The organism is Pseudomonas fluorescens group sp. PF-69 (genome assembly GCF_054481235.1).
On record NZ_JBTMNC010000001.1, the window covers coordinates 569,253 to 588,064 of the forward strand.

General features: G+C 58.2%; 17 protein-coding genes and 1 pseudogene. 11 read left to right on the plus strand and 7 right to left on the minus strand.

The window, feature by feature from the left end; genetic code table 11:
* Nucleotides 1-12 precede the first annotated feature (12 nt).
* The 6 genes from ACX3YF_RS02660 to ACX3YF_RS02685 all read left to right on the plus strand — a co-directional run bounded on the left by ACX3YF_RS02660 (nt 13) and on the right by ACX3YF_RS02685 (nt 7,081).
* Entirely contained in the window at nt 13-1,428 is a 1,416-nt protein-coding gene (locus ACX3YF_RS02660) for an OprD family porin (protein ID WP_458973367.1), read from the plus strand.
* A gap of 76 nt (nt 1,429-1,504) precedes the next feature.
* Complete coding sequence (locus ACX3YF_RS02665; protein WP_458973368.1) at nt 1,505-3,100, plus strand: ABC transporter substrate-binding protein; 1,596 nt, start codon at nt 1,505-1,507, stop codon at nt 3,098-3,100.
* 73 nt (nt 3,101-3,173) lie between these two features.
* Nucleotides 3,174-4,184, plus strand: a complete 1,011-nt coding sequence (locus ACX3YF_RS02670; protein ID WP_047597886.1) for an ABC transporter permease subunit — start codon at nt 3,174-3,176, stop codon at nt 4,182-4,184.
* Nucleotides 4,185-4,195: 11 nt separating this feature from the next.
* Nucleotides 4,196-5,122 carry an ABC transporter permease subunit gene (locus tag ACX3YF_RS02675; protein WP_090316022.1) on the plus strand — a complete coding sequence of 309 codons (927 nt, stop codon included), beginning with the start codon at nt 4,196-4,198 and terminating at the stop codon, nt 5,120-5,122.
* A 10-nt stretch (nt 5,123-5,132) separates the two neighbouring features.
* On the plus strand, nt 5,133-6,101 hold the full coding sequence (locus ACX3YF_RS02680; protein ID WP_047537600.1) for an ABC transporter ATP-binding protein: 969 nt from the start codon (nt 5,133-5,135) through the stop codon (nt 6,099-6,101).
* Complete coding sequence (locus tag ACX3YF_RS02685) at nt 6,101-7,081, plus strand: peptide ABC transporter ATP-binding protein (protein WP_130203933.1); 981 nt, start codon at nt 6,101-6,103, stop codon at nt 7,079-7,081. Before ACX3YF_RS02680 ends, ACX3YF_RS02685 begins: the two co-directional genes overlap by 1 nt.
* A gap of 154 nt (nt 7,082-7,235) precedes the next feature.
* Here the strand turns inward: ACX3YF_RS02685 and ACX3YF_RS02690 are convergent, their stop codons facing one another.
* From ACX3YF_RS02690 to ACX3YF_RS02705, 4 genes and pseudogenes are all read right to left on the minus strand, one after another.
* Nucleotides 7,236-7,493 (minus strand): hypothetical protein, encoded by a 258-nt coding sequence (locus ACX3YF_RS02690; RefSeq protein ID WP_130203932.1) that lies wholly within the window; start codon nt 7,491-7,493, stop codon nt 7,236-7,238.
* Between the two features lie 323 nt (nt 7,494-7,816).
* Nucleotides 7,817-7,939: pseudogene (locus ACX3YF_RS02695) on the minus strand (hypothetical protein); the annotation flags it as partial.
* A 141-nt stretch (nt 7,940-8,080) separates the two neighbouring features.
* Nucleotides 8,081-9,502 (minus strand): Ig-like domain-containing protein, encoded by a 1,422-nt coding sequence (locus tag ACX3YF_RS02700; RefSeq protein WP_130203930.1) that lies wholly within the window; start codon nt 9,500-9,502, stop codon nt 8,081-8,083.
* Nucleotides 9,503-9,758: 256 nt separating this feature from the next.
* On the minus strand, nt 9,759-11,342 hold the full coding sequence (locus ACX3YF_RS02705; RefSeq protein ID WP_103404011.1) for a peptide chain release factor 3: 1,584 nt from the start codon (nt 11,340-11,342) through the stop codon (nt 9,759-9,761).
* A 472-nt stretch (nt 11,343-11,814) separates the two neighbouring features.
* Between ACX3YF_RS02705 and ACX3YF_RS02710 the strand changes: the two genes are divergently transcribed.
* From ACX3YF_RS02710 to ACX3YF_RS02725, 4 genes are read left to right on the plus strand one after another with little or no spacing between them, the layout of a single operon-like run.
* Nucleotides 11,815-12,531, plus strand: a complete 717-nt coding sequence (locus ACX3YF_RS02710) for an ABC transporter permease (RefSeq protein WP_130203928.1) — start codon at nt 11,815-11,817, stop codon at nt 12,529-12,531.
* Nucleotides 12,532-12,551: 20 nt separating this feature from the next.
* Nucleotides 12,552-13,445: a glycine betaine ABC transporter substrate-binding protein gene (locus ACX3YF_RS02715; protein ID WP_458946151.1), complete on the plus strand. Its 894-nt coding sequence runs from the start codon at nt 12,552-12,554 to the stop codon at nt 13,443-13,445.
* Nucleotides 13,446-13,458: 13 nt separating this feature from the next.
* A complete protein-coding gene (locus ACX3YF_RS02720; protein WP_130203926.1) occupies nt 13,459-14,112 on the plus strand; it encodes an ABC transporter permease in 654 nt (217 codons plus the stop codon).
* Nucleotides 14,109-15,266, plus strand: coding sequence for an osmoprotectant ABC transporter ATP-binding protein OsmV (locus ACX3YF_RS02725; RefSeq protein ID WP_130203925.1), 1,158 nt, complete (start codon nt 14,109-14,111; stop codon nt 15,264-15,266). The genes ACX3YF_RS02720 and ACX3YF_RS02725 overlap by 4 nt, the downstream gene beginning before the upstream one ends.
* 88 nt (nt 15,267-15,354) lie before the next feature.
* Here ACX3YF_RS02725 and ACX3YF_RS02730 read toward each other — a convergent pair whose 3' ends face one another.
* Nucleotides 15,355-15,918: a hypothetical protein gene (locus tag ACX3YF_RS02730; RefSeq protein WP_449104717.1), complete on the minus strand. Its 564-nt coding sequence runs from the start codon at nt 15,916-15,918 to the stop codon at nt 15,355-15,357.
* Between ACX3YF_RS02730 and ACX3YF_RS02735 the strand changes: the two genes are divergently transcribed.
* The gene (locus ACX3YF_RS02735; RefSeq protein WP_103404015.1) at nt 15,917-17,080 is read left to right on the plus strand and encodes a type III PLP-dependent enzyme; all 1,164 of its coding nucleotides are present in this window, start codon (nt 15,917-15,919) and stop codon (nt 17,078-17,080) included. The two genes, ACX3YF_RS02730 and ACX3YF_RS02735, sit on opposite strands and share 2 nt — an antisense overlap.
* Nucleotides 17,081-17,256: 176 nt before the next feature.
* Here ACX3YF_RS02735 and ACX3YF_RS02740 read toward each other — a convergent pair whose 3' ends face one another.
* Together ACX3YF_RS02740 and ACX3YF_RS02745 are read right to left on the minus strand one after the other, a co-directional pair.
* Nucleotides 17,257-17,961, minus strand: coding sequence for a tetratricopeptide repeat protein (locus ACX3YF_RS02740; protein WP_458974824.1), 705 nt, complete (start codon nt 17,959-17,961; stop codon nt 17,257-17,259).
* A 57-nt stretch (nt 17,962-18,018) separates the two neighbouring features.
* Nucleotides 18,019-18,699: a Fe2+-dependent dioxygenase gene (locus tag ACX3YF_RS02745; protein WP_047537568.1), complete on the minus strand. Its 681-nt coding sequence runs from the start codon at nt 18,697-18,699 to the stop codon at nt 18,019-18,021.
* Nucleotides 18,700-18,812 lie beyond the last annotated feature (113 nt).

Sequence of the window (18,812 nt, forward strand, 5' to 3'; positions counted from 1 at the left end):
GGAGCTTTACCCATGAAACTGAGCAGCACCGCGATACTGGCCTTGGCCATCAGCAGCGTAACCGCCACGGCTTACGCAGAAACCCAGAGCCAGGCGTACACCCCGGTTACTGTGAAAGAGAAAAGCGCTCAAAGCGAAGCCACGGGTTTTGTTGAAGGCCAGTCGATCACCGGTACCACACGTAACTGGTATGCCAACGAACAACTAAAACGCGGTGCCAAGTTTTCCTACAAAAAAAACGGCGCGCTGGCAGATACCGATCGTCGTATCAACTGGGTGCAGGGCACCATCGTCAAGTACAACTCGGGTTTCACCGAGGGGACCGTCGGTTTCAGCACAGAAGTGGCGGCTTACAACGCCATCGCGCTGGATCGTGATCGCAAAGATTTGGCATCCGGCAACGGCGGCGCACCAGGCGATCGCAAAAAAGCGGGTAACAACCGTACCCTGACCCGCGAAGGCGGCGATGCCCAAGGCCAGTGGAGCAAAATGGGCCTGGCCAACGTCAAGGCCCGTGTCTCCAACACCACCCTGACTGCCGGCCGCATGAACTTCAGCAGCCCGATGGTCGACGTGATCGGCAACCGTGCGCTGCCTTCGAGCTTCGAAGGTATTGCGCTCCACAGCGAAGAACTGGAAAACCTGTCCTTCGACCTGGCCACCTTCGACCGCAACTCACCGCGTACCGAAGAAAGCCAGCGTAAATTCCGCTCTGAATATGCTGACGAGATCATTGAAATCGATCACGTGAACACCGCTGGCATCACCTACCAGCCATTCGCGAGCCTGACCACCAGCCTGTGGGGCACCCAGGCCGAAGACATGTGGAACCAGTACTACTTCGGCGCCACCCACGTACTGGGTGACAGCTCGGTACTGAGCCTGACCACCGGCCTGAACTACTACAAAACCGTAGACGAAGGTAAAGCCAAGCTCGGACAGATCGACAACGACACCTACTCCCTGTCGTTCGGCCTGACCCACCAGGCCCACAGCCTGACCTTCTCGTATCAGGAAGTGAACGGTAACGAGTACTTCGACTACCTGCACGAAACCAATGGCATCTACCTGGCCAACTCCCTGCTGTCGGACTTCAACAGCCCGAACGAGAAATCCTTCCAGGTAGCCTACGGCCTGAACATGGCCGAATACGGCGTGCCAGGCCTGAAACTCAACATCTATCAGGCGCGTGGCTGGGGTATCGACGGTACTCACTACAAAGGCGGCGCGTACGACAGCGTGCTGACAATGGACGGCGAACACCACTACGAATACGGCATCGGTGCGTCCTACGCAGTACAGAGCGGTCCATTCAAGGCCACGAGTGTTCGCGCGACCTACACCGCACACCGCGCCAGCGAAAACCAGCTTGACGGCAGCATCAACGAGTTCCGTCTCGTGACCACGATTCCGTTCAACATTCTGTAAACACGCCTGCCCGACGGCTGACTCCTGAGAAGTCAGCCGTCGGGTTTCCTGATCAACCGATTGCAGAGGGTTCTTGATGAAAATGCTTCCCCTACGTGCGGCCATCGCCGCCGCGTTGCTGAGTGTCGCGGTTGGCGTGTCGGCCAAACCCCTGGTGGTCTGTACCGAAGCCAGCCCCGAAGGCTTCGACATGGTCCAGTACACAACTGCAGTCACCGCCGACGCAGTGGCCGAAACCATCTTCAACCGCCTGGCTGACTTCAAGCCCGGCACCACCGAAGTGATTCCGGCACTGGCGGAGTCCTGGGACATCAGCGATGACGGCCTGAGCTACACGTTCCACCTGCGCAAGGGCGTCAAGTTTCACACCACCGAATACTTCAAGCCGACCCGCGACATGAATGCCGACGACGTGGTCTGGAGCTTCCAGCGTCAACTGGACCCGAACCACCCATGGCACAAACTGTCGAGCGTAGGCTTCCCGTACTTTGAAAGCATGGGCTTCAAGGAACTGCTCAAAAGTGTCGAGAAAGTCGACGACAACACGGTCAAGTTCTCCCTGACCCGCCGTGAAGCGCCGTTCCTGGCCGACATCGCCATGGCCTTCTCGTCAATCTACCCGGCCGAGTACGCCGACCAGTTGCTCAAGGCCAACAAGACCGGCGACCTGAACAACAAACCGGTGGGCACCGGCCCGTTCGTCTTCCAGCGCTACAACAAGGACGCCCAGGTTCGCTTCAAGGCCAACCCGGACTACTTCCGTGGCAAGCCGCCGGCCGAGGCATTGATCCTGGCCATCGCCACCGACAACAACGTGCGCCTGCAGAAGCTCAAGGCCAACGAGTGCCAGGTGGCGCTGTATCCGAAGCCGGATGACATCCCGAGCATCAAGAAAGACCCTAACCTGAAGGTCGACGAACTGAACGCCATGACCGTTTCGTACGTGGCCATGAACACCACGCACAAATACATGAGTGACGTGCGTGTGCGTAAAGCCATCGACATCGCCTTCGACAAGGAAGCCTATGTCAACGCCCTGTTTGGCAAAGGCAATGCGACAGCGGCGGTCAACCCGTACCCTGACACCCTGCTCGGTTACAACCACAGCCTGAAGAACCCGGCCCACGATCTGGACAAGGCTCGTGCCCTGCTCAAGGAAGCCGGCGTACCTGAAGGCACGACATTCACCCTGTTCACCCGCAACGGTGGCGGCCCGACCAACCCGAACCCGATGCTGGGCGCGCAGATGATGCAGGCTGACCTGGCCAAGGTCGGGATCAAGATCGACATCCGCGTGATGGAATGGGGCGAAATGCTCAAGCGCGCGAAAAACGGCGAGCACGATATGGTTTCCGCCGGATGGGCGGGCGATAACGGCGACCCGGATAACTTCCTGACGCCTATGCTCAGCTGCGAAGCGGCAAAGAACGGCGAAAACTACGCGCGCTGGTGCAATGACAAATTCCAGGCACTGATTGACCAGGCCCGCGAAAAAACCGACCCGGCCGAGCGTGCTGCCTTGTACGAACAGGCTCAGGTTATTTTTAATCAAGACCAGCCGTGGATCAGCATGGCGCACACTAGAATGTTTACAGCAATGCGCAACAACGTAGAGGGTTATCACATTAGCCCGCTCACCACGAATAACTTCGCCACCACCCAGGTGAAGTAGATAAGAAACTCCCGGCATTCCTGAACCCAGGCGTGCCGGGCACGCCTAACCGGCTGATGAGGTACACCACACGATGTTTAGTTTTATTGCCCGCCGACTGGGGTTATTGATCCCCACGTTCTTCGGCATCACCTTGCTGACTTTCGCGTTGATTCGCATGATCCCTGGCGACCCTGTGGAAGTCATGATGGGCGAACGCAGAGTCGACCCGGAAATGCACGCTCAGGCAATGGAACGCCTAGGTCTGAACAAACCCCTGTATGCCCAGTACCTGGATTACATCGGCAAACTGGCCCACGGCGATCTCGGGGAGTCCCTGCGTACCCGTGAGAGCGTCTGGACCGAGTTCACCTCTCTCTTCCCCGCGACCCTGGAGCTGTCCATGGCCGCCCTGTTGTTCGCCGGCATCCTGGGCCTGCTGGCCGGGGTGATCGCGGCACTCAAGCGAGGGTCCCTGTTCGATCATGGGGTCATGGGTATCTCCCTCGCGGGATACTCGATGCCGATCTTCTGGTGGGGCCTGATCCTGATCATGTTCTTCTCGGTATCCCTGGGCTGGACCCCGGTATCCGGGCGGATCGACCTGCTGTACGACATCGAGCCGCGCACCGGTTTCATGCTGATCGACACACTGCTGGCCGATGACATGGGTGCGTTCCTCGACGCACTGCATCACCTGATCCTGCCGGCCATCGTGCTCGGCACGATCCCGCTGGCGGTGATCGCCCGGATGACCCGTTCGTCGATGCTGGAAGTGCTGCGTGAGGACTACATCCGCACCGCCCGCGCCAAAGGCCTGTCGCCATCGCGCGTGGTGTTCGTGCACGGCCTGCGTAACGCGCTGATTCCGGTGCTGACGGTGGTCGGCCTGCAAGTCGGCACCCTGTTGGCCGGTGCGGTCCTGACCGAAACCATCTTCTCCTGGCCGGGGATCGGTAAATGGCTGATCGAAGCCATTGGCGCCCGGGATTACCCGGTTGTGCAAAACGGCATCCTGTTAATCGCCTGCCTGGTGATTCTGGTCAACTTCGTAGTGGACATCCTCTACGGCTTTGCCAACCCACGCATCCGTCATCAGCGCTGAGGTCAATACCCATGAGCACTCCAACTTCCTCAGTAGCCGCCACCGCCTCCGCCGCGGATCAAAGCCTGCTGTACCCGTCGCCGTACAAAGAATTCTGGCAAGCGTTTTCCAAGAACAAAGGCGCCGTCGCCGGCCTGCTGTTCATGTTGCTGGTGATTTTCTGCGCCATCTTCGCCCCGTGGGTCGCGCCTCATAACCCGAGCGAGCAATACCGCGACTTCCTGCTGACCCCTCCGGCCTGGCTGGAAGGTGGGCAGATGCAGTTCCTGCTCGGTACCGATGAGCTGGGTCGTGACTTGCTGTCGCGCCTGATCCAGGGTTCGCGCCTGTCCTTGCTGATCGGCTTGTCGTCGGTTGTCATGTCGCTGATCCCGGGGATCCTGCTGGGTCTGTTCGCCGGGTTCTTCCCGCGCGTGGTCGGCCCGACCATCATGCGTCTGATGGACATCATGCTGGCCCTGCCCTCCCTGCTGCTGGCCGTGGCGATCGTCGCCATCCTCGGCCCAGGCCTGATCAACACCGTGATCGCCATCGCCGTGGTGTCCCTGCCGTCCTACGTTCGTCTGACCCGTGCTGCGGTGATGGGCGAACTGAACCGCGACTACGTGACCGCCGCGCGCCTGGCCGGTGCCGGCCTGCCACGCCTGATGTTCGTGACCGTGTTGCCCAACTGCATGGCACCACTGATCGTTCAGGCGACCCTGAGCTTCTCCTCGGCGATTCTCGATGCCGCCGCACTGGGCTTCCTCGGCCTTGGCGTACAACCGCCAACCCCTGAGTGGGGCACCATGCTGGCCTCGGCCCGCGACTACATCGAACGCGCCTGGTGGGTCGTCAGCCTGCCTGGCTTGACCATTTTGCTCAGCGTGCTGGCAATCAACTTGATGGGCGACGGCCTGCGCGATGCGCTGGACCCGAAACTCAAGAACGCCGCCTGAGGAGATTCCAATGTCCCTGTTAGAAATCAAGAATCTCAACGTTCGCTTCGGCGACAAGAACGCCGTTCCCGTGGTCGATGGCCTCGACCTGAAAGTGGACAAGGGCGAAGTCCTGGCCATCGTTGGCGAATCGGGTTCCGGCAAGTCCGTGACCATGATGGCGCTGATGGGCCTGATCGAGCATCCGGGGATCGTCACCGCCGACGCCCTGAATTTCGATGGCAAGAACATGCTCAAGCTCAGCAACCGTCAGCGTCGGCAAATCGTCGGCAAAGACCTGGCCATGGTCTTCCAGGACCCGATGACCGCGCTGAACCCGAGCTACACCGTCGGCTTCCAGATCGAAGAAGTGCTGCGCCTGCACCTGAAAATGTCCGGCAAGGCCGCGCGCAAGCGTGCCATCGAACTGCTGGAAAAAGTCGAAATCCCGGGTGCCGCCAGCCGTATGGACGCCTACCCGCATCAACTGTCCGGTGGTATGAGCCAGCGTGTTGCCATCGCCATGGCCATTGCCGGCGAACCGAAACTGCTGATTGCGGACGAACCGACCACTGCATTGGACGTGACGATTCAGGCGCAGATCATGGACCTGCTGCTGGCGTTGCAGAAAGAGCAGAACATGGGCCTGGTACTGATCACCCACGACCTCGCGGTCGTGGCCGAAACCGCCCAGCGCGTGTGCGTGATGTACGCCGGCCAAGCGGTCGAAGTCGGTCAGGTGCCCCAGTTGTTCGACATCCCGGCTCACCCGTACAGCGAAGCGCTGCTCAAGGCGATCCCGGAACACAGCCTGGGGGCCTCCCGCCTGTCGACCCTGCCGGGCATCGTGCCCGGTCGTTACGACCGTCCGCAGGGCTGCCTGCTGTCGCCGCGCTGCCCGTATGTGCAGGACAACTGCCGTGCGCAGCGTCCGACCCTTGACCCGAAAAGCAACAGCCTCGCCCGCTGCTTCTACCCGCTGAACCAGGAGGTGGCGTAATGGCCGTCGTTCTTACCGCCCGCGACCTGACCCGTCACTACGAAGTGTCCCGTGGCCTGTTCAAGGGTCACGCCACCGTTCGCGCCCTCAACGGTGTGTCGTTCGAGCTGGAAGCCGGCAAGACCCTCGCCGTCGTAGGTGAGTCCGGTTGCGGCAAATCCACCCTGGCCCGCGCCCTGACACTGATCGAAGAGCCGTCCTCGGGCTCCCTGAAAATCGCCGGCCAGGAAGTGGCCGGCGCCGACAAGGCCCAGCGCAAGCAACTGCGCAAAGACGTGCAGATGGTGTTCCAGAGCCCGTACGCATCGTTGAACCCACGGCAGAAAATCGGTGATCAACTGGCCGAGCCACTGCTGATCAACACCAACCTGTCGGCCACCGAACGTCGCGAGAAAGTCCAGGCGATGATGAAGCAGGTGGGTCTGCGTCCCGAGCACTACCAGCGCTATCCGCACATGTTCTCCGGCGGCCAGCGCCAGCGGATCGCCCTCGCCCGCGCCATGATGCTGCAACCGAAAGTGCTGGTGGCGGACGAACCGACCTCGGCGCTGGACGTATCGATCCAGGCCCAGGTGCTGAACCTGTTCATGGACCTGCAGCAAGAGTTCAACACCGCCTATGTGTTCATCTCCCACAACCTGGCGGTGGTGCGGCACGTCGCTGATCACGTGATGGTGATGTACCTCGGTCGTCCCGTGGAAATGGGCCCGAAAGAGGACATCTACACCCGTCCTCTGCACCCCTACACCCAGGCGCTGTTGTCGGCGACGCCGACCATTCACCCGGATCCGGACAAGCCGAAGATCAAGATCGTCGGCGAGCTGCCCAACCCGCTGAACCCGCCGTCTGGCTGCGCGTTCCACAAGCGTTGCCCCTACGCCACCGATCGTTGCAAAACTGAAGAGCCGGCCCTGCGCCTGCTCGACAGCCGCCAAGTGGCTTGCCACTACGCCGAGCAGTTCGTGCACGGCGCGGCATAAAAATGTGGGAGCCAGCCTGCTGGCGATAGCGGTATACCGGTCAACATTTCTGTTTACCGGCACACCGCAATCGCTAGCAGGCTAGCTCCCACAGGGGTTGTGTTGATCGAACCCCTTCCACTTCAAGTGGAAGGGGTTTTATTTTGTCTGCGATTTAGGTCTGGCTATCGCCTTCTTCGTCGTCACTGGAATCCGGTTCGTCGGTGGTCGAGTCGTCACCGTTATCCGCGCCGCCCTGGCCCTGATCACCCGGTTCGGATTCGGACTTGGCGAGCATCAATCCACTGTCTCCGCCCTGCCCGCTCATCGCCTGGGTAGCGTGGTTCTCACACTCGGCCCAGACCGCCGCACTGCCGAGGGACAGCATCACGAAAACCTTCAACAGCAATACAACGCGTAGCAACCTGTTCATAGCCGATTCCATCCTTTCGCAGGTGAAACTCAAGTGCCTGGCTGGCGCTGAGTAAAATCTAGTTCCGATCAGCCGGGTTCTCCAGACAGGACGGTATCGACTCGGCGGAAATGCCATGGGCGTGGAGATTGGTTTGCGATAAGCGTTATGCCGAAAAGATAACGAGCTTGCTCGCGATGGAGGTTAACGATGATGCACACCTCCCGAATAAACGCGGCGCACCTGAAATCATCGCGAGCAGGCTCACTCCTACAGGTAATGCAACAGGCAACAAAAAACCCCGCAGCTTTCGCAACGGGGTTTCGGGTGTTTCAACTCAGCGCTTAGTGATGCTCGCGCGTCGCGCGGAATTTCACGTCCGGCCAGCGCTCTTCCATCAGTGCCAGGCTGACTCGAGTCGGCGCGAGGTAGGTCAGGTGACCACCACCGTCCAGTGCCAGGTTTTCCTCCGGCAACTTCTTGCTGCACTCAACCAGGCACGTAACGGGTGAACGTCTGTTTTTTTGTGAAATCAACTTCCCACGTCATCTAACGAATCACGCTGGCTTCTTTCACGCAATTCACCACTCAGACGCAAAGGTTTAAATTTACACATCAATTCTAATATTGACGACCTTCGCCCAATCGGAAGTACCACTTACTAAAGACTGATTAGCTGTAAGAGAAAACTCTCCCTTCGGAAAAGCTACTGTAGGAGAAATACTCCAATTACCGTCCAAGCCAACAATTGCAGTGCCAAAGACAGTATCCCCGACATTTTCCTGATAGAGCTTGACAGTCGCACCGGCATAACCCGATCCGTGAATCATCGGTTTGTCTGTGCTCACTATTGCGCCATCCTCAGGACTGGTAATCACGGGCACTCTTAAAGCTATCACGGTAATCCTTACGTTGTCAGACCAGTACTCCGCATTGGAGATAATTTGACTCACTACCAACTGAAAAGTCCCTACATATAAATCAACGACAGGTATGATTTGCCAATTACCGTTCGCGTCAACGACTGCAGTGCCGAAAAGCACGGTTCCTATGTTTGCCTGATACAGATTGATGGTAGCGCCAGGAATACCTCGGCCAGCGACCAGTGGCCTTCTACTTGTAACAGTCCCTACTGCTGGTGCTGTAATTTCCGGCTTAGTGGCTGCCACGGTAATCCTTACGTTGTCAGACCAGTACTCCGTATTGTTGATAGTTTGATTCACTACCAACTGAAAAGACCCTTCAAAAAAATCAATGACAGGTGTGGTTTGCCAATCACCGTTCGCGTCAACGACTGCAGTGCCGAAAATCCGGTCCCCAAAGTTTGCCTGATATAGATTGATTGTAGCGTCAGGAATACCTCGGCCAGCGACCAGTGGCCTTCTACTTGTAACAGCCCCTTCTGCTGGTTCTGTAATTACCGGTTTAGGGTCTGCCACGATAATTTTTACATTTTCAGACCAGTACTCCGTATCGGAGATAGTTTGATTCACTACCAATTCAAAAGGCCCGTCAGAAAAATCAATGACAGGTGTGGTTTGCCAATCCCCGTTCGCGTCAACGACTGCAGTGCCGAAAAGCACGGTTCCTTTTTTTGCCTGATACAGTTTGATTGTAGCGCCAGAAACACCTCGGCCAGCGACCCTTGGCCTTTTACTTGTAAAAGCCCCTTCTGCTGGTTCTGTAATTACCGGCTTAGGGTCTGCCATTAACAAATTTTTCAAACTTGCCCACTGACCCCAGATCGAAGAAAGTAAATAGTGGACGTGAACGTCAAATCTTGTGCCGGGCTTAATTGCATCCTTTCCTACGTTATGAGTAAAATATTGCTCTGCGCTTATTTCACGAAAATATAACTCCTTATCACCCTCCATGATTTTCAACTGCCATCTAGAGGGATTAAACAAATCGATGCCAGCCTGGACCGTAAACCCTGGTAAAACAGTTCCAGGCCTGGGATGATAAATCTCGGGCTTTATCCAATTTGGTTTTTGCTCTTCAGCGTTTTTTATATCAGTTTCGTCTGCCATGATTCAGCCATCCTGTTCCAGTTTTGGGACTTCATACCGACAACCTGAACAGTTTTAATACTGAACCACCCAAATGAAAACCTGTTAAAAATGACAGTTCCGACAAATGGTATCGCCAATAATCGTGTTATTTGACTTCGTACACGGCAGCCCAACTGCAAAAGGTTCGATATCAGAGCGTCCATAAGGCGTGCTACAGAACAACAAAAAACCCCGCAGCTCTCGCAACGGGGTTTCGGGTGTTTCAACTCAGCGCTTAGTGATGTTCGCGCGTCGCGCGGAATTTCACGTCCGGCCAGCGCTCTTCCATCAGTGCCAGGTTGACCCTTGTAGGTGCGAGGTAGGTCAGGTGACCGCCGCCGTCCAGTGCCAGGTTTTCCACGGCCTTGTTGGAGAATTCCTCGAGCTTCTTCTTGTCACTGCACTCGACCCAACGCGCCGAGTAGACGGTGATCGGCTCGTAGGAACACTCGACCTTGTATTCCTCCTTCAAGCGACTGGCGACCACGTCGAACTGCAGCACACCGACGGCGCCGAGGATGATGTCGTTGCTGCGTTCCGGGAAGAACACCTGGGTCGCGCCTTCTTCGGCCAGTTGTTGCAGGCCCTGGCGCAGCTGCTTGGATTTCAGCGGGTCCTTGAGGCGTACGCGGCGGAACAGTTCCGGGGCGAAGTGCGGGATACCGGTGAAGCCCAGGGTTTCGCCTTCGCTGAAGGTGTCGCCGATCTGGATGGTGCCGTGGTTGTGCAAACCGATGATGTCGCCGGCGTAGGCTTCTTCCAGTTGCTCACGTTCGGAGGAGAAGAAGGTCAGCGCGTCGCCGATCCGCACGTCTTTGCCGGTACGCACGTGGCGCATCTTCATGCCTTTTTCGTACTTGCCGGAGCAGATACGCATGAAGGCGATGCGGTCACGGTGTTTCGGGTCCATGTTCGCCTGGATCTTGAAGATGAAGCCCGAGAACTTCTCTTCGATCGGCTCCACGGTGCGCTCGTTGGCCACACGTGCCAGCGGACGCGGCGCCCAGTCGACCACGGCGTCGAGTACATGGTCGACACCGAAGTTGCCCAGCGCCGTACCGAAGAACACCGGGGTCAGCTGACCGTCGAGGAATTCCTGCTGGTTGAACTCGTGGCAGGCGCCCTGCACCAACTCCAGCTGCTCGATAAAGCGCTCGTACTCGTCACCCAGGTGGGCGCGGGCTTCGTCGGAATCGAGTTTCTCGATGATCTTGGTTTCGGTGCGCTCGTGACCGTGACCGGCGGTGTAGACGATGATGTAGTCATCGGCGAGGTGATACACGCCTTTGAAATCTCGGTAGCAACCGATCGGCCAGGTGATGGGCGCAGCCTTGATCTTCAGGACCGCTTCGATTTCGTCGAGCAGTTCGATCGGGTCGCGGATGTCACGGTCGAGTTTGTTGATGAAGCTGACGATCGGCGTGTCACGCAGACGGCAGACGTCCATCAGGGCGATGGTGCGTGGCTCTACACCCTTACCGCCGTCGAGGACCATCAACGCCGAGTCCACCGCGGTCAGTGTGCGGTAGGTATCTTCGGAGAAGTCTTCGTGGCCCGGGGTGTCGAGCAGGTTGATCATGTGCTCGCGATACGGGAACTGCATGACCGACGTGGTAATCGAGATACCCCGCTGCTTTTCCATTTCCATCCAGTCGGAGGTGGCATGGCGGTCGGATTTTCGAGATTTCACCGTGCCGGCTACCGCAATCGCCTTGCCCATCAGCAAGAGCTTCTCGGTGATGGTGGTTTTACCGGCATCGGGGTGGGAAATAATGGCGAAAGTGCGGCGTTTCGCGACTTCGGCGGCCTGTTTGGTCATGGGAAATCGCCTGGCAGGTGATTCAAAAAAGGGCGGCGAGTATAGCGCAAACCGTCCATCACAGACCACCGCTCGGCCCGTCGACTGCGGTGATCAACAGATCCCCGCAGGACACTAAAGGTGGCCAGAAGCTCCCAATTATGGAACCTTTTAAAAGGTGGAGGCGTCCACTCCCCTGTTACGGCTTTCGTCAGGGGCTGAAAAATCAGCAAGTTAGCCTGACGAGGCTGCGCTTATGGCTCATCAGCCGTGCGCCTACCCCCTGTAGGAGCGAGCCTGCTCGCGATGGACGTCAACGATAACGCCGGGTACCTGAATGTACGCGCTGTCTGGACGTTTTTCGCGAGCAGGCTCGCTCCTGCAGTGGAACGCGCCCGGCATGAGCTGCTTCTCGCGAACGTTGATTTCCCGGCTGCCAGGAATGGCATGCCACACGGGACTGCGCTCGCCGACTGAAAAAAGGAGTCCGCCTGTGGCTATTCGCTATGGCAAAGGGCTGATAGGAGGCGCGCTGGTCATCGCCCTCCTGGCCCTGCTGATCCACTGGATCGGCATCGACACGATCGAACACTACCGCGACGATTTGTTGTTTTACCTGCAAGCTCATCTGATTCTCGTCCTCGCTTCCATGCTGGCCGCCCTTGTCGTGGGCATCCCCGCCGGCATCTTCCTCAGCCGCCCGACCATGGTTGGCCGCGCCGAACGCTTCATGCAGGTCTTCAACATCGGCAACACTGTCCCGCCCCTCGCCGTGCTGGCCATCGCCCTCGGCATCCTCGGCATAGGCAGCGGGCCGGCGATCTTCGCCCTGTTCCTTGCCTCGCTGCTACCGATCGTGCGCAACACCTATGAAGGCCTGAAAAACGTCCAGGGCTCACTCAAGGAAGCCGCCGTCGGCATCGGCATGACCCCGCGCCAGGTGCTGTGGAAAGTCGAATTGCCCAACGCCGTGCCGATCATCATCGGTGGCGTACGCGTGGCACTGGCCATCAATGTCGGCACGGCGCCGCTGGCATTCCTGATCGGCGCCAACAGTCTCGGCAGCCTGATTTTCCCCGGCATCGCCCTGAACAATCAGCCGCAACTGCTGCTGGGCGCGGCCTGCACCGCCCTGCTGGCCCTGCTGCTCGACGGTCTGGTGACACTGGCCAGCCGAACCTGGCTCGAACGCGGCTTGCGCCCGTCTTAAGCCTCGGCAAAGGAACTCTCATGAAGACATCAAGCTTTTTATTAGGCTGCATCCTGCTGTGCGCAGGATTTGCCCAAGCGGCGGATAAACCGCTGATCCGCATCGGCGCCCGCGTGTTCACCGAACAGACGCTGCTGGCGGAAATCACCTCCCAATACCTGCGCGCCAAGGGTTACGACGTGCAAGTCACCGGTGGCCTGGGCAGTAATCTGGCCCGCAACGCCCACGAAAGCGGTCAACTGGACATGCTCTGGGAATACACCGGCGTGTCGCTGGTGGCCTACAACCATGTGACCGAAAAACTCGACAGCGAACAGTCCTACGCCCGAGTGAAAGAACTCGACGGAAAAAAGGGCCTGGTCTGGCTAACACCGTCGAAATTCAGCAACACCTACGCCCTGGCACTGCCGAAGAACGTCGCCGATGAGTACCCGCAGATCAACACCATCAGCGATCTCAACAGGGTGCTGCGAGACGAGGCCAGGACCAACCACCTGGTGGCTTTGGACACCGAGTTCGCCAACCGTTCCGATGGCCTCGATGGCATGGTCAAGCTGTACGGCATGAACCTGACCCGTCAAAACATCCGCCAGATGGACGCGGGCCTGGTCTACACCGCGCTGCGCAACGGTCAGGTATTTGCTGGCCTGGTCTACACCACCGACGGTCGCTTGAACGCCTTCAAACTCAAGTTGCTCGAAGACGACAAGCACTACTTCCCCGACTACACCGCCGCCCCGGTGGTGCGTCAGGCCTATCTCGATGCGCACCCGCAACTGGCTGAGCAGCTCAAGCCTCTGGCCGAACTGTTCGACGACAACACCATGCGCCAGCTCAACGCGCGGGTTGATGTCGACCACGAAAGCCCCTCCGCCGTGGCCGCCGATTTCCTGCGCCAGCATCCACTGAACTGAACGAGGAAAAGCCATGGAATTCTTGAACGCCTTTTCCCATCTCGATTGGCCGCTGGTACTGCACCTGACCTGGCAGCACATCACCCTGGTCGGCATCGCGGTAACGCTGGCGATACTGGTGGGTGTACCGCTGGGCATCCTGATGACCCGCTTCCCCACCCTTGCCGGGCCTTTGCAAGCCAGCGCCACGGTACTGCTGACCGTGCCATCGATTGCCCTGTTCGGCCTGTTGCTGCCCTTCTATTCCAAATTCGGCCAGGGCCTGGGCCCGATGCCGGCGATCACCGCGGTGTTTCTCTACTCACTGCTGCCGATCATGCGTAACACCTACCTGGCCCTGACCGGCGTCGAACCGGGCATTCGCGAAGCCGCGCGCGGTATCGGCATGACCTTCGGCCAGCGCCTGCGCATGGTCGAACTGCCCATCGCCGTACCGGTGATCCTCGCCGGCGTACGCACCGCCGTGGTCATGAACATCGGTGTCATGACCATCGCCGCGACCATCGGCGCCGGCGGCCTCGGTGTGCTCATCCTCGCTTCCATCAGCCGCAGTGACATGTCGATGCTGATTGTCGGTGCCGTACTGGTCAGCCTGCTGGCCATCTTCGCCGACCTGCTTCTGCAATGGCTGCAACGCTCGCTGACCCCAAAAGGATTACTCAAATGATCGAACTTCAAAACCTCAGCAAGACCTTCCAAAGCAACGGCAAAGATGTGAAAGCCGTGGATTCGGTGAGCCTGACCGTCAATGAAGGCGAAATCTGCGTGTTCCTCGGGCCATCGGGTTGCGGCAAGAGCACCACGTTGAAAATGATCAACCGCCTGATCAAACCGACCTCGGGCAAGATCCTGATCAACGGCGAAGACACGACGGCCCTCGACGAAGTGACCCTGCGCCGCAACATCGGCTATGTGATCCAGCAGATCGGTCTGTTCCCGAACATGACCATCGAGGAAAACATCACCGTGGTCCCGCGCCTGCTGGGTTGGGACAAACAGAAATGTCACGACCGCGCCCGTGAGCTGATGAGCATGATCAAGCTCGAGCCCAAGCAGTATCTGCATCGATACCCTCGGGAATTGTCCGGTGGCCAGCAGCAACGCATCGGTGTGATTCGTGCCCTGGCAGCCGATGCTCCGCTGTTGCTGATGGACGAACCGTTCGGCGCGGTCGATCCGATCAACCGGGAAATGATCCAGAACGAGTTCTTCGAGATGCAACGGGCGCTGAACAAGACGGTGATCATGGTCAGCCATGACATCGACGAAGCGATCAAGCTGGGCGACAAGATCGCGATTTTCCGGGCCGGCAAGCTGTTGCAGATCGACCATCCGGACACCCTGCTCGCCCATCCGGTGGATGACTTTGTCAGCAACTTCGTTGGCCAGGACAGCACCCTCAAGCGCTTGCTGCTGGTCAAGGCTGAAGATGCGGCCGATAACGCGCCGTCCGTCAGCCCGGATACCCCGGTGGCCGACGCGCTGGAATTGATGGACGAACATGACCGCCGCTATGTAGTCGTGACGGATGGTGAGAACAAGGCGCTGGGCTATGTGCGACGCCGCGACCTGCACCGCCAGGCCGGCACCTGCGGGCAATACTTGCGCGAGTTCAATGCCACGGCCGCCTACGACGAGCATTTGCGCATCCTGTTGTCGCGCATGTACGAGTTCAACCGTTCGTGGCTGCCGGTGATGGATGCGGAGCGGGTGTTCCTGGGTGAGGTGACACAGGAGTCGATCGCGGCTTATCTGAGTTCCGGGCGTTCGCGCGGGATGAAGACCAGTATCGTCTCGCCGGCTGAGGCAGTGGTTGCCTGATAATCGAGTAAAAAACACAAATCTCTGTGGGAGCTAGCCTGCTAGCGATTGGGGAATACCAGTCAACACTGTTTCGATGATGAAATTGTCATCGCCAGCAGGCTGGCTCCCACAGGTTCTGTGCGATTTTTGAGTGATTCACAGGCCGGAAAAAAATATCAACAGTAGAGCCTGCAAAAGCCATCCACAAACACTCACTTAAATAATCAAATTCCCTCTCAGTCCAGATTCTCGCAGCCAACTTCGCCGAAGTTGACGCCATCGTACTTTCCAGTGAACTTGTACACAAAAGCGTCGAACGTGCAGGTATTTTTAACACTTCATAAATCGTTCGGAACATCCGCCTGTCATCTGTGTCAGTTAAAAAGGACTGTGTCGTTACCGTGCGACAGACGAGTGCAAAATTGCGACATTTTTTGTTGATCTCAAGCCCCTCACGCCCTAAAGTTCGCGCCGAACGTCCATGCTGGAAACGATCCATCCGGCTCAAGTACTGACGACGAGACAGCAAGGCCAAGGGAAGCAACGCTCCCCATGGCCTTTTTGCTTTCGGCGACATGCCTTGGGAAGTAGGCGAACCAAAGTGGGGATACGGAGGACGTTCATTTGCACCCATTGATAATTTTAGTTTGCCAGTAGGAGTTCCCAGCATGTCGATCCAGGTCGAAGACTATTTCGCGCGCGAAACCTTTCAAAAAATGAAGGCGTTCGCCGACAAGCAAGAAACCCCGTTCGTGGTGATCGACACCGCAATGATCAGCAAGGCTTATGACGACCTGCGCGCCGGTTTCGAATTCGCCAAGGTCTACTACGCGGTCAAGGCCAACCCGGCCGTGGAAATCATCGACCTGCTCAAGGAAAAAGGCTCGAGCTTCGACATCGCCTCGATCTATGAGCTGGACAAAGTGCTGAGCCGTGGCGTCAGCGCCGACCAGATCAGCTACGGCAACACCATCAAGAAATCCAAGGACATCCGCTACTTCTATGAGAAGGGCGTGCGTCTCTACGCCACCGACTCCGAAGCCGACCTGCGCAACATCGCCAAGGCTGCGCCGGGTTCGAAAGTCTATGTGCGCATCCTGACCGAAGGCTCGACCACCGCCGACTGGCCGTTGTCGCGCAAATTCGGCTGCCAGACCGACATGGCCATGGACCTGTTGATTCTCGCCCGCGACCTCGGCCTGGTGCCTTATGGCATTTCCTTCCACGTCGGCTCGCAACAGCGCGATATCAGCGTCTGGGACGCGGCAATCGCCAAGGTCAAAGTGATCTTCGAGCGCCTGAAGGAAGAAGACGGCATTGAACTGAAGCTGATCAACATGGGCGGCGGCTTCCCGGCCAACTACATCACCCGCACCAACAGCCTGGAAACCTACGCTGAAGAAATCATCCGCTTCCTCAAGGAAGACTTCGGTGACGACCTGCCGGAAATCATCCTGGAACCCGGCCGTTCGCTGATCGCCAACGCCGGCATCCTGGTCAGCGAAGTGGTATTGGTTGCCCGTAAATCCCGTACCGCCGTAGAGCGTTGGGTGTACACGGATGTGGGCAAGTTCTCCGGCCTGATCGAAACCATGGACGAAGCCATCAAGTTTCCGATCTGGACCGAAAAGAAAGGCGAGATGGAAGAAGTTGTCATCGCCGGCCCGACCTGCGACAGCGCCGACATCATGTACGAAAACTACAAGTACGGCCTGCCGCTGAACCTGGCCATCGGTGATCGCCTGTACTGGCTGTCGACCGGTGCCTACACCACCAGCTACAGCGCCGTTGAGTTCAATGGCTTCCCGCCGCTGAAATCGTATTACGTATAAGAGCAGCTGCAAGTTTCAAGCAACAAGCTTCAAGCAAAAAGCCCATGACGTGTCATGGGCTTTTTGATTTCCATGCAAAACCCTGTGTGCGAGCTTGCTCGCGATGGCGATAGGTCGGTCAACATTGATGTTGAATGCCATGACGTCATCGCGAGCAGGCTCGCTCCCACAAAGGCTCAAGATACTGGCGTTAATTCAACGACACGATGATGGAATTCGTGCGCCAGGGTCTGAATCCTCGGATCGGTCGCGCCCATCAGCGCCTCACTCGCCACCCGCAAGAAATTCAGATTCCCCCCGGCCAGCGCTTTGCGCAGCCAGACCAATGCGTCGTCGATATTTCCCTCTTCGGTCAACACCGCCGCAAAGCTGAACTGCCCACGAAAATCCCCGCCCTCGGCCGAACGCCGATACCAGTCACGGGCCGCTGCCGGATCCGCCGGGCATAGCCGCCCTTCCTCCAGATACCGACCCAGCAGGTTCATCGATTTCGCATGGCCCAACTCGGCCGCGTGACGATAGAGACTCAGCGCTTGCAACTGATCCTCGATCACTCCACGCCCGGTCGCCAGCAGATTGGCGTAGTTGTACATCGCCCAATCCAGCCCGGCTTCTGCTGCAATTCGATAGTGCCGTGCGGCAGCCGCAGCGTCGGCTGCACACCCCCAGCCATGTTCATGGCAGCGACCGAGCATGTTGCGCGCCATCGAATGCCCGCGTCGGGCGGCGATGTCGAACCAACGCACCGCCAACGGCTGATCCCGGGCGATGCCTTGCCCGTCCAGCAGTATCTGCCCGAGCAATGCCTGAGCATCGAGGATGCCTTCGCCGGCAGCCATCAGAATCGCCTGGGCCGCACGCGCCGGGCTTTCGTCGAGCATGGCTTTTAGCCGATCACCGTCGAGGACTTCTTCGCGGCGCAATCGAAATTCCGCCACTTACACCTCCACCCAGCGGCGCAACAGGTTGTGATAGGTGCCGGTCAGGCGGATCAGCGAAGGGTGGTCGGGAAGGTCCTGGGTCAGTTGGCGAATCGCGCCATCCATTTCAAACAGCAAGGCACGCTGGCTGTCTTCGCGCACCAGGCTTTGGGTCCAGAAGAAAGAGGCATAGCGGGCTCCGCGAGTGACCGCATTGACCTTGTGCAGGCTGGTGCCGGGGTACAGCACCATGTCACCGGCCGGCAACTTCACGCGCTGGGTGCCGTAGGTGTCCTGGATTTCCAGTTCGCCGCCGTCGTAATCCGCAGGCTCGCTGAAAAACACCGTTGCCGACAGATCTGTCCGCACCCGCTCAATGCTGCCCTTGGGTTGACGCACGGCGTTGTCGATATGGAAGTCGAAACTGCCACCGGCCGTGTAACAGTTCAGCAACGGAGGAAAGACTTTGTGCGGTAACGCGGCAGACATGAACTGCGGATTTTTCCACAGCCGCTCCAGCATCGCCGCGCCGATCTCCTTGGCCAACGGATGGCCTTCCGGCAATTGCAGATTGTGCTTGGCCTTGGCTGACTGGTAACCGGCGGTGATTTTGCCGTCCGCCCAATCGGCCTGCTCCAGAGCCTCGCGAATGCGCTGCACTTCTTCTTTTTCGAACAAGCCGGGGATGTGCAGCAACATGAGCAAGGCACCAGAAAGCAAAGGGGCGCCAATGGTATTGATTCTTATTGCCTGTGTAAAACCCGCCAGACGAATGAAACGGTAAAAACCGTAAGGGTAAATTGTAAAGAATG